Here is an 11,127-nt window from a genome sequence, read left to right as displayed (position 1 = left end):
GTCATGGAACTTCGTAGAAGTTCGCTGACGTCCGTACTCACCTAAGGAAAGTTTCTAGGAAAACTATTTCTTCAATCTGACATGCTCTTAATCAAAGGGCATTTTTTTCTATGTAAAGTTGTTGGGCAATCAGATGATTGATCTGGATGTCTTGGTCTTTGATCTGGAGCTGATAGAGGCCAGTGTAATCGTCGTAGCCTTTGAAGAGAATGTCATCTCCAATGGTCAGTTGGATCTGGTCTAAAAAATTCAGCAATTCAAAGCTATCCTGGACTCTTTGCAAACGATAGGTTCCCAGTTCGCTGACATCACTCAAACGGTCCTGGTAAGCCTCAATGAGAAGTTGTCCTTTAGGTGGAATGGTTCCTCCGTGGGGGCAGGTCTTGGGAGTGTCTAACATTTGGTCAAGTTTATCTATAAAGCGGTCGGAGACAGTATGCTCGAGCACTTCAGCTTCTTCATGGACTTCTTCGGCCGTATAGCCAAGTTTTTTGAGCAAGAACACTTCGATCAAGCGGTGCTTGCGAAAGAGATCAGAAACCGTTTGGAGGCCGAGCTCGGTGAGCAGATAGCCGTGGGTCTTGTCCTTGATGAGGAGATTCTCCGAGATCATGCGTTTGACCATCTCAGTCACGGCTGGAGGCGAAACCTGCATCCGGGCCGCAATCTCTTTGTTACTAATTTTTTCATGTTGCGTGCCGATTTCATAGATGCACTTGAGGTAATCTTCTTTATTTGGTGTCATAGGGTCCTCTTTTCTTCGCTCCTTTTAGTATATCAAAAAAAGCGCAAAATGGCTTGGCCAGTGGATAGGAATTGTCTGGGAGGGTGAAAGATGATAGTATAGAAGCATAAACCAAAAGCAATGTGGAAAGGAGGGTGCAAATGCAGCGATTGGAATTGGAAAAACTGGGCTGGACGACCAGAGGTCTCAGCTATTTAGAAGAACGACTGCAGTCTTGCGAAGATGAAGCAAGAAGGCAAGACTGTTACCGCTCTGTCTTCGTCTTTGCCAGCCCTCTTTTCCAAGAGATGTGGCAGAGAGAACTGCAAGGGTTGACGGAAAGCCGTGCCCAGGCCCTCTTAAGAGGGGTCATGCACCTCTGTCTCATGCCACGGGATTTATCGGGGACCTGTGAGGAGACCGCCTTCTTACTGAAGCGGTTCTGGCCAGATTGCCCCCCTCATTCACCTTTTTGGTCTTCTTTTTCAAGAGTGGTCCAAGTAGCATTTGCCCAGGATCCATTGGCTAGCAAAGAGGGAGACCAGCTCTTAAAACGCCAGGTCCACCAGTTCCGCTATCTGCTCTCTGCCTATCAGACCCAGTGGATTCGGGAGCATTATGCCAAAACTGGACAGACGGATGAAGAGGCGCTACAAGCTTACTTGCAGGAGACAAAAAGAATTAAAATCGATGCTTATGCAGCGGCTCGTCTCCATAATAAGGTCTATGTGGATCAAGACGGACAGCTCGCCTTCCCATCTCGTGCTCAGGCCCAGTTGAATTTTAAGGTCTTACTCAACTTCCATACAGAGTATATCCTGGATCAGGGTGGCCAGTTTCTCAATGAAGTGGATCCGAATCAGATTTCTGAAAATGGCATTGTCAATGGAGCCAGTTTCAACTATGGCTTAGCCAAGGGCCGGACCCATAAGGACTTGGATATTGATCCTGTTAAACTTTGGGATCCGCCATTTCGCAAGCAGGTTCTCTATCAGCAAGGTGTTCGCTATCTAGCTCCGAGGAATGATCGCAGTATTGAAGGCTACTGGAGTCGGAAGGGAACCTTTGCACAAGGAGGCAAGAGCTATAAGCAACAAGTAGCAAAGCGCGTGCGGAGTTTCCTCAGAGGCATCCCACGCTTACGCTGGCGACTTTTACTCAAGAATGGGCTCCATCGGATTTTATAGTAGTCCTCTTTTGGATTGAAGAAAAAGGACTCTTAGAAACTCACTTAAGGAAAGTTTCTGAACAGATTTTATAGATAAAGTAAAAAGAGGTCGCAGACCTCTTTTTCGTTTAATCAAGTGCTTTGACGGCTTCGATTGCAGCGTCGTAATTGGGCTCACTGTTGATGTTGTCGAGGTATTCGACGTAAGTGACCTTGTTGTCCGCATCTAGGACCAAGACAGCGCGTGCGAGTAAGTGCCATTCATTGATCAAGAGGCCATAGGCTTTTCCGAAGGAATGGTCGAAGTAGTCTGAGAGCATGATGGCATTTTCGATCCCTTCAGCAGCACACCATTTGCCTTGGGCGAAAGGAAGATCAACGGAAACCGTCAAGACGACAGTGTCTTCCATGTCAGAGAGGGCCTGGTTGAAGTGACGTGTTTGAGTAGAACAGATACCTGTGTCAATAGATGGGATCACACTAAGAACTTTTTTCTTCCCAGCAAAATCAGCCAAAGATTTTTTCTCCAAGTTAGGAGTGGTCAGTGAAAAATCATGAGCAGTATCGCCAACTTGAAGTTGAGATCCGGTAAAGGTAACAGGGTTTCCTAAAAATGTTGTCATAGCAAAGACTCCTTTTTTCTTTTCATTGTACATCAATGAAGGGGGAAGAGCCACTGATTTGTTTGAGAATCTAATGAGTTTGAAACCTTATTTGTTCAAACCTTCTGCGATTTTCTCCAAATTCCATTTCATCATGCTGTAGTAGCTGTCGCCTTCTTCGCCTTCTTTGGCAATCGAGTCAGTAAAGATCTTTGCAAAGATAGGGATATTGCTATCCTTAGACACAGTTTTCATAGGACGCTCATCGACACTGGATTCGACAAAGAGGGACGGTACTTTGGTTTGACGCAATTTCTCTAGCAGCGTTTTGATTTGTTCAGGTGTCCCTTCTTCTTCAGTGTTGATTTCCCAGATATAGGCAGATGGGACGCCGTAGGCTTTGGAGAAGTACTTGAAGCAACCTTCGCTGGTTACGATCATCTTCTTGTCTGCTGGGATGTTATTGAATGCTTGCTTGGCTTCTTGGTCTAGCTTACTGAGTTTTTCAGTGTAGGCTGCTAGATTTTTTTCGTAGAAGTCCTTATTTTTTGGATCTTTGGCGATTAATTGTTTGGCAATGTTTTTAGCGTAGATAATCCCGTTTTCGAGATTGAGCCAAGCGTGAGGGTCTTCTTTTCCAGCTTGGTTTTGGCCTTCCAGGTAGATGACCTCTACGCCATCGCTGGCAGCGAAATAGTCCTTGTTTTCTACTTTATTGGCATTTTTGACCAATTTGGTAAACCAAGCATTGCCGCCGGTTTCGAGGTTGATGCCGTTGTAGAAGATGAGGTCTGCTTGTGAAGTTTTTTTGACATCTTCTGGGAGCGGTTCGTACTCGTGGGGATCTTGACCGACAGGTACAATACTGTGTAGCTCGATTTTATCCCCAGCGATATTTTTGGTGATATCGGCAAGGATGGAGTTGGTGGTAACCACCTTCAATTTATCGGATGAGGACTTGGAAGAAGTGCCTTTGCTGCAGGCCAACAGGCCGAATAAGAGCGCTACAAAGAGGGCGAGGACAGAAGCGATTTTTTTCATGTGTTTCTCCTTTAATGAGGTGAAAGAGCGTGCTTATTCTTTCTCTGCTTAGGAGCGATAAAGAAGCTGATGAGAAAGAAGATGGCAGAAGTGAGGACGATACAAGACCCGACGGCGATGTTGAAGCTATAGCCAATAAAGAGTCCCAGGATGGAGGCAAGAGCACCTAATCCGGATGAAAGGAGCATCATGGACCAGAGGCTGTTGGCATAGAGATAGGCCGTCGCAGCGGGTGTGATGAGCATGGCGACGATGAGAATGGTCCCGACACTCTGCATAGCAGTGACAGAAACCAAGGTCAAGAGCACCATGAGAAGGTAGTGATAGACCTTGACCCGGACGCCCATGGACTGAGCCAGAACGGGGTCAAAAGATGTGAGCAGTAAGGGTCGAAAGAGCAGGCAAATCACCAGCAAGACCGCCACCCCAATACCGATAGTCATCCACATATCCTGGTCTTGCACGGCCAAGATATTCCCAAAGAGGATGTGGAAAAGGTCGGTGGAACTTTTAGCGATTCCGATCAGAATGACTCCTAAGGCGAGGAAAGAAGAAAAGGTAATCCCAATCGCCGTGTCGCTCTTGATGATGGAGTTGCTCTTGATATAGGTGATGAGGATGGAAGCTAAAAGCCCGAAGGTAATGGCGCCAATAAAGAAATTGATGCCCAGGATAAAGGAAAGGGCCACACCTGGAAGGACCGCGTGTGAGATGGCATCTCCCATGAGAGACATGCCTCGCAAAATGATGAAACATCCGACTGCACCAGCGACGATCCCGATGGCAATAGCTGTAATGAGAGCGTTTTGGAGGAAATGAAATTGTTGTAATCCATCGATAAATTCTGCAATCATCTGATTTCACCTCCTATAAAAAGTTCATGGCCGTAGGCTGCATGCAGATTCTCCTTGGAAAAGGTTTCCTCTGTTTTCCCAAAAGCAATCAGCTTGCGGTGAAGGAGGAGGACCTGGTCAAAGTAAGCTGGGACCTTGCTGAGGTCGTGATGGACGATCAGAATGGTCTTGCCTTCTTTTTTCAAGGTCTGGAGGGTCTGCATGATGATGTCTTCGCTGACAGAGTCAATCCCTGCGAAGGGCTCATCCAAAAAGATGACATCTGCTTCTTGGACCAAGCAGCGGGCGATCAGGACCCGTTGGAATTGCCCTCCTGAAAGCTGGCCGATCTGGCGATCCGCTAGATCAAGAAGATTGACAAGTTTCAAGGCATTTTCCACCTTTTGGAGATCCTCTTTGCTTTTTCTCTTGAAGATCGAAAGATGGGGATAGAGACCCAGTGAGACACACTCCCGCACCGTGATGGGGAAGTGGAAATCAATAGCGGATTTCTGTTCGACGTAGGCCACTCGTTGAAGAACTTGGCCGAGGTCTTTTTGATCGAGCTGGACCTTTCCCGAATGAGGGAGAAGTCCTAGCATGGCCTTGATCAGGGTTGATTTCCCAGCTCCGTTGGGCCCAAGAATTCCTAGGATGGTTGGCCCCTGGATGGTGAGGGAAAGATCTTCCAAGGCCAGTGTTTGCTGGTAGGCAACACTTAGATGTTCAATTTGAATCATGATTTTGCTCCTTTACCATTAATATACATAAATAAAAAAATTAAGTCAAGTTAATTTTTAAAATAATTTAGGTTAAATCTCTTGTGATCATTGAAAAATAGACCTATTTTTGATAAGGTTATTAGAAAAGAATGAAAGCGAGAAGATCATGGTACGTTTACAAGATGATTTTTATGATTACGTCAACGGGGAATGGGCTGAGACAGCAGTGATTCCTGATGATAAACCGTCAACTGGTGGTTTTATGGACTTGATCCAAGACATCGAAAACTTGATGTTGGATATTACCGGAAAATGGCAACGGGGAGAAGAGCTGCCTGAAGACAGCATTCTGCAAAACTTTGTCAAATACCATAAAATGGTGGCAGATTTTGATGCGCGGGAAGCAGCTGGTGTCGCTCCAGCTATGCCTTTGATCAATGAAATTAAGGCCTTGTCTTCTTTTGAAGACTATACCAGCAAGTTAGGCACCTATGAACTAGCTGGCAAACCAAATCTCTTGCCATTTAGCGTATCACCAGACTTTATGAATGCCCAAATGAATGTCTTATGGGGAGAAGCACTCGGTTTGATCTTGCCTGATACGACCTACTATGAAGAAGGCAATGAAAAAGGCCCAGAGTTATTGGCTGTTTGGCGTCAAATGGTTGAAAAGCTCTTGGCAAAATTTGATTTCTCAGAGGAAGAAATCAAAGATATCCTGGATAAGGTGATTGCGGCCGATGCAGAATTGGCCAAATATGTCTTGTCAAACGAAGAAAAATCAGAGTACAACAAACTCTACCATCCATATGAGTGGGCAGATTTCAAGGCCTTGGTTCCAGAATTGCCACTCGATACCTTCTTTACAGAAGTGATCGGGCAAACGCCAGATACTATCATTGTTCCAGAAGAGCGCTTCTGGAAGGAATTTGCACCAACATTCTACTCAGCAGCTAACTGGGAAACCCTTCATGCCAAGTTGAAACTTGGTGCAGCTCTTTCTTGGACGTCTTTCTTGACTGAAGAAATCCGTGTCTTATCTGGAGAGTATAGCCGTACGATTACAGGGACACCAGAAGCACGTCCGAAAGAAAAAGCCGCTTTGGCTTTGGCAGAAGGACCTTATAGCCAAGCACTTGGCCTTTGGTATGCAGGAGAAAAATTCTCACCAGAAGCGAAAGCAGACGTAGAGCATAAAGTAGCGACCATGATTGAGGTCTATAAGGATCGCTTAGAAAAAGCGGACTGGCTCGCTCCTGAGACTCGCGAAAAAGCCATTGTCAAACTCAATGTCATCACACCACATATCGGTTACCCTGAAAAGTTACCTGAAACATACGCCAAAAAGATCATCGACGAGAGCAAGACCTTGGTGGAAAATGCTCAAAAATTGGCTCAAATTTCCATCGAGCATGTCTGGAGTAAGTGGAACCAACCAGTCGATCGGAGCGAATGGCACATGCCAGCTAATATGGTCAATGCTTACTATGATCCGCAACAAAACCAAATCGTCTTCCCAGCAGCGATTCTCCAAGCACCTTTCTATGACCTTCACCAATCATCATCAGCCAACTACGGCGGAATCGGTGCGGTCATTGCCCATGAAATCTCCCACGCCTTTGACACCAATGGAGCATCCTTTGACGAGCACGGTAGCTTGAAAGACTGGTGGAAGCCAGAAGATTACGAAGCCTTTACCGCTCGCACACAAAAAGTTATCGATCAGTTCGAAGGCCAAGACTCCTACGGTGCCAAGATCAACGGGAAATTGACCGTTTCTGAAAACGTGGCAGACCTCGGCGGTATCGCTGCAGCCCTTGAAGCGGCTAAGAAAGAGGAAGATTTCTCAGCAGAAGAATTCTTCACCAACTTTGCTCGCATCTGGCGCATGAAAGCTCGGACTGAGTACATGCAACTCCTCGCAAGTGTCGATGTCCACGCACCAGGAAAACTCCGTACCAATGTTCAATTACCAAACTTTGACGAATTCTTTGAAACCTTTGATGTCAAAGAAGGTGACGGCATGTGGCGCGCACCAGAGGATCGTGTGATTATTTGGTAAATCAAGATACAAAGCCCGAAAATAAGCGATAAGAAAATAGGAGATTGACGGTGTGGGCCATGCTCACCAGGCAATCTCTCTTTTTCTCGACGCTTTTAGGGCGAGTTCAATTTTGTGATAGTGATTTATCATTTTTTCAAAGGAAGTAGTCTCGACTTCAGTTAGGCGATTGATTGATTTTCTCGATGCTCGTGAAAGAATAAGAAATCCCCAAAGCCAAGTTTCAATCTACTGAAACTATCTTTGGGGATTTTTGAGTGGATTAGAAATAACAGTGAATGTCATGATCTAAAAAAACTTGCTGGTAGTCATATAAATCTTCTGGATGCAGGGCTTTTATTCCTTCCATTTCATAGCGACGTCCTAAAAGCTTGTATTTGTTTTCTCCAAACTGGTGAAATGGGAGAAGTTGTACTTCATCGATATCGAGAGAATTAAAAAGAGAAGCAAATTCTTCAGCATCATTTAAAGAGTCGTTGAAATTAGGGATGACTGGGATACGTAAAACGATTGTTTTGTTTTGAGCAAAGGCATAATGAATATTTTTAATAATCAGATGATTGTTGACTCCGACAACCTTCTTATGTTTAAGTGTATTGTAATGTTTAAGGTCTGTATAAATAAAATCAACATACTGAATGAGATCGACAAATTTCTCATGTTCAACAAAAGCTGTCGTTTCGATTGCAGTATGAAGTCCAACTTCTTTCGCAGCTTTTAAGATTGCTTTGGCAAATTCAAATTGAGCGAAGATTTCTCCACCAGACAGGGTAAGGCCACCACCAGATTCTTCGTAGAAGTCAACGTCTTTTAAGACATCATCTATGATTTCTGTAACTGTTTTTTCTTCTCCTGTGATGGTTTCCTTTTTAGTAACAGCATCCAACATTTTTTCAGGATTTGCACGCTGGGATTCAGGATTGGAGCACCATGGACAACGCAGGGGACATCCTTTTAGAAATACAGTAGTTCGGATTCCAGGGCCATCATGGATACTAAAGTGTTGGATATTAAAGATTATGCCACGATTTTGTTCCATATTTTTGCTCTCCTATCAATCTAGTAAGTCCATTATACATTATTTAAGAAACTAATTCAATTACGAACGAAAGTTTATTTTGTTTTGAATTCACTCGAAAATTTGCTAAAATAGAGAAGAGGTAAAAACAATGCAACGTTTAGATGAAATATTGAAATTAGTATCGGAATTTGAAAAGATTGATGTTAATAGCTTGTCTGAGAAATTACAAGTCTCTAAAGTGACCATTCGAAAGGATTTGGACAAGCTAGAATCCAAAGGATTATTGCATAGAGAACACGGCTATGCTGTTTTAAATAGTGGAGATGATATCAATGTTCGATTGTCCTTTCAATATGATACCAAGAAAAGAATAGCCAGGGAAGCTGCTAAATTAATTAAGGATAACGACACGGTTTTGATTGAATCGGGCTCTACATGTGCCTTGCTAGCAGAAGAAATTTGCCAAACAAAAAAGAATGTCAAGATTGTGACAAATTCTTACTTTATTGCAGATTATATTCAGGAATATGATTCTTGTAAAATCATCCTACTTGGTGGTGAATTTCAAAAAGAATCGAGAGTGACTGTAGGTCCGCTTTTGAAAGAATTAATCCGCTCGTTTAGAGTTCCCTTTGCTTTTGTAGGGGTAGACGGATATGATGACGAACTTGGCTTTACTGGGAAAGATATGATGAGAAGTGAAGTTGTTCAAGCTATGTCTGATGTTTCTAAAGAAGTGATTGTCTTAACAGATTCAAGTAAATTTGGGAAATGTGGAACTGTCAGACGATTTGCACTTTCACAAGTTTCGAGAGTCATAACAGATAAGAATATATCTCAAGAAGCGAAAGAAAAACTTGAGGATTCGCAAACGATTTTAACCTTAGTATAAGAAGGAGAAGCCAATTGAAAGATGAACGGAAAAAGTTACTTGCTAAATTAGCCTATCTATACTATGTTGAAGACAAAAGTCAATCGCAAATCGCAGCAGAAACTGGAATCTACCGTACAACTGTCAGCAGAATGCTAGCAGAGGCCAAGAAAGAGGGCGTAGTAAAAATTGAAATCGAAAACTTTGATACTCGCCTCTTCCATTTAGAAAATTATATCAAACAAAAATATGGCTTAAAAGCTATTGAGATTATACCGAATCTAGTTGATGAGCCTCGAGAAAGCCTTGAAAAGCGACTGGCGCAAGCAAGTGCGGTCATGCTTCGTAATTTGATTGAAGATGGAATGACAGTCGGATTTTCATGGGGCAAGTCTCTCAGATTAATGGTAGAACAAGTTGGAACGAAGCGCTTGGATGGTGTTCAGTTTTATCCCCTAGCTGGAGGTCCCAGTCATATTCATGCTCGCTACCATGTCAATACGCTGATCTACAGTATGGCGAGTAAATTTCATGGGGAATGTCATTTTATAAACGCGAGTGTCATTCAAGAAAATTCTGAGGTGACGGAAGGCATCTTATCTTCTAAGTATTTTGAGGACTTGAAAGCTAGTTGGCGTTGTTTGGATGTTGTGGCTGTAGGGATTGGTGGCTATGCAGATAGCAAGAATCCTCAGTGGTTTGATATGCTGACATCGAATGATTTTAAGAAATTGGAGTCAGAACATGCTGTAGGAGAAGTATGCTGTCGTTTCTTTGATCAAGAAGGTATCCCAGTTTATACTGAATTACAGGAAAGAACAATATCAATCACATTAGAGGAATTGAGAAAGGTACCAAACACCATCTCTTTGGCCTACGGTGATCAGAAAGCAAAAGCAATTTTATCGGTTTTGAAAGCCAACTATATCAATCATTTAGTCACAGATGAAGCAACGATCTTAAAAGTCTTAGAATTAGATGGTGATCAGCAATTTACTAAAAAATAGGACAGCAAGGATGCAGTCCTTATTTTTTTTAGTTGAATAGCACAAATGTGCAAAAATCAAAAACAACAATCAAATGTTGCGGTTTTTATTGACCGGCAAAAATATAAATGGTATATTGACAATAGAAAAAGCGCTTTCAGTAGATTGACAAAGGAGTGTAGTGCACATGGAAATAATTGTTGCAGACCAAATTATTATGGGATTGATTTTAAATGCGGGTGATGCTAAACAGCATATTTACCAAGCTTTATCATATGCTAAGGAGGGCGATTTTACATCTTCTGAAGGCGAAATTGCAAAAGCAGATGCAGCATTGCTAGAAGCGCATAACCTGCAAACACAATTTTTAGCCCAGGAAGCAGGTGGGACAAAGACAGATATTACAGCTCTGTTTGTGCACTCACAAGATCACTTAATGACTTCAATCACAGAGATTAACTTGATTAAAGAAATGATTGACTTACGTAAAGAACTTTCAGCGAAACAATAAGGAGGAAAAGAAGATGAAAATTGGATTGTTTTGTGCAGCAGGATTTTCAACAGGAATGTTGGTAAATAATATGAAGGTGGCGGCTAAGGAATTAGGGATTGATGCTGAGATCGATGCCTATTCTCAAGCGAAATTAGCAGATTTTGCCCCAGAAATAGATGTCGCTTTGTTAGGGCCTCAAGTAGCTTATACTTTGGATAAATCAAAAGCGATTTGTGAGGCAAACCACATCCCTATTGCTGTCATTCCTATGGCAGATTATGGAATGCTAGATGGTAAGAAAGTATTAAACCTAGCCCTAGAATTGCTAGGAGAAAAGTAAGGAGGCTTCCCATGTCTAATTTTAATTCTCAGAAAATTATCGCTCCAATCATGCGTTTTGTAAACATGAAAGGTATTATTGCTCTTAAAGATGGGATGTTAGCGATCCTTCCATTAACAGTAGTTGGTAGTTTGTTTCTGATTATTGGGCAATTACCATTTGAAGGGCTTAATCAAGCCATTGCTAGTGTGTTTGGGGATAATTGGATCGAACCTTTTATGCAGGTGTATTCTGGAACATTCGCTATCATGGGGCTAATTTCTT

The 11,127-nt window shown here is 42.8% G+C and carries 12 protein-coding genes and 1 pseudogene; 7 read left to right on the top strand and 6 right to left on the bottom strand.

What is annotated here, in order from left to right:
* Nucleotides 1-91: 91 nt before the first annotated feature.
* Nucleotides 92-745 carry a metal-dependent transcriptional regulator gene (locus tag ACLOR3_RS08775; RefSeq protein WP_120701323.1) on the bottom strand — a complete coding sequence of 218 codons (654 nt, stop codon included), beginning with the start codon at nt 743-745 and terminating at the stop codon, nt 92-94.
* 140 nt (nt 746-885) lie between these two features.
* On the opposite strand from ACLOR3_RS08775, the gene ACLOR3_RS08770 reads away from it, so the two are divergent.
* Complete coding sequence (locus ACLOR3_RS08770) at nt 886-1,911, top strand: DUF3114 domain-containing protein (RefSeq protein WP_411400765.1); 1,026 nt, start codon at nt 886-888, stop codon at nt 1,909-1,911.
* A 109-nt stretch (nt 1,912-2,020) separates the two neighbouring features.
* Here the strand turns inward: ACLOR3_RS08770 and tpx are convergent, their stop codons facing one another.
* The 4 genes from tpx to ACLOR3_RS08750 all read right to left on the bottom strand — a co-directional run bounded on the left by tpx (nt 2,021) and on the right by ACLOR3_RS08750 (nt 5,108).
* Nucleotides 2,021-2,515, bottom strand: coding sequence for a thiol peroxidase (gene tpx, locus ACLOR3_RS08765; RefSeq protein WP_040802778.1), 495 nt, complete (start codon nt 2,513-2,515; stop codon nt 2,021-2,023).
* 87 nt (nt 2,516-2,602) lie between these two features.
* The gene (locus tag ACLOR3_RS08760) at nt 2,603-3,535 is read right to left on the bottom strand and encodes a metal ABC transporter substrate-binding protein (RefSeq protein ID WP_120701321.1); all 933 of its coding nucleotides are present in this window, start codon (nt 3,533-3,535) and stop codon (nt 2,603-2,605) included.
* Between the two features lie 11 nt (nt 3,536-3,546).
* Nucleotides 3,547-4,389: a metal ABC transporter permease gene (locus tag ACLOR3_RS08755; RefSeq protein ID WP_120701320.1), complete on the bottom strand. Its 843-nt coding sequence runs from the start codon at nt 4,387-4,389 to the stop codon at nt 3,547-3,549.
* Nucleotides 4,386-5,108, bottom strand: a complete 723-nt coding sequence (locus ACLOR3_RS08750) for a metal ABC transporter ATP-binding protein (protein ID WP_120701319.1) — start codon at nt 5,106-5,108, stop codon at nt 4,386-4,388. The genes ACLOR3_RS08755 and ACLOR3_RS08750 overlap by 4 nt, the downstream gene beginning before the upstream one ends.
* A gap of 148 nt (nt 5,109-5,256) precedes the next feature.
* Between ACLOR3_RS08750 and ACLOR3_RS08745 the strand changes: the two genes are divergently transcribed.
* On the top strand, nt 5,257-7,152 hold the full coding sequence (locus ACLOR3_RS08745) for a M13 family metallopeptidase (RefSeq protein ID WP_411400769.1): 1,896 nt from the start codon (nt 5,257-5,259) through the stop codon (nt 7,150-7,152).
* A gap of 262 nt (nt 7,153-7,414) precedes the next feature.
* Here the strand turns inward: ACLOR3_RS08745 and ACLOR3_RS08740 are convergent, their stop codons facing one another.
* Complete coding sequence (locus tag ACLOR3_RS08740) at nt 7,415-8,191, bottom strand: glycyl-radical enzyme activating protein (protein WP_006595065.1); 777 nt, start codon at nt 8,189-8,191, stop codon at nt 7,415-7,417.
* A gap of 130 nt (nt 8,192-8,321) precedes the next feature.
* Here ACLOR3_RS08740 and ACLOR3_RS08735 point away from each other — a divergent pair, with 130 nt between their 5' ends.
* The 5 genes and pseudogenes from ACLOR3_RS08735 to ACLOR3_RS08715 all read left to right on the top strand — a co-directional run.
* The gene (locus ACLOR3_RS08735; protein WP_048717589.1) at nt 8,322-9,065 is read left to right on the top strand and encodes a DeoR/GlpR family DNA-binding transcription regulator; all 744 of its coding nucleotides are present in this window, start codon (nt 8,322-8,324) and stop codon (nt 9,063-9,065) included.
* A 14-nt stretch (nt 9,066-9,079) separates the two neighbouring features.
* Nucleotides 9,080-10,051 (top strand): sugar-binding transcriptional regulator, encoded by a 972-nt coding sequence (locus ACLOR3_RS08730; protein WP_411400772.1) that lies wholly within the window; start codon nt 9,080-9,082, stop codon nt 10,049-10,051.
* A gap of 166 nt (nt 10,052-10,217) precedes the next feature.
* The gene (locus ACLOR3_RS08725; RefSeq protein ID WP_048691622.1) at nt 10,218-10,541 is read left to right on the top strand and encodes a PTS lactose/cellobiose transporter subunit IIA; all 324 of its coding nucleotides are present in this window, start codon (nt 10,218-10,220) and stop codon (nt 10,539-10,541) included.
* Nucleotides 10,542-10,554: 13 nt separating this feature from the next.
* Nucleotides 10,555-10,863 carry a PTS sugar transporter subunit IIB gene (locus ACLOR3_RS08720; RefSeq protein ID WP_013904534.1) on the top strand — a complete coding sequence of 103 codons (309 nt, stop codon included), beginning with the start codon at nt 10,555-10,557 and terminating at the stop codon, nt 10,861-10,863.
* 11 nt (nt 10,864-10,874) lie between these two features.
* Nucleotides 10,875-11,127: pseudogene (locus ACLOR3_RS08715) on the top strand (PTS transporter subunit EIIC); the annotation flags it as partial.

The sequence above is a fragment of the Streptococcus intestinihominis genome (assembly GCF_046824975.1).
Taxonomy (GTDB): domain Bacteria; phylum Bacillota; class Bacilli; order Lactobacillales; family Streptococcaceae; genus Streptococcus.
Note: the sequence above shows the minus strand (reverse complement) of the source record. Positions and strands in the feature narration are given on the sequence as shown.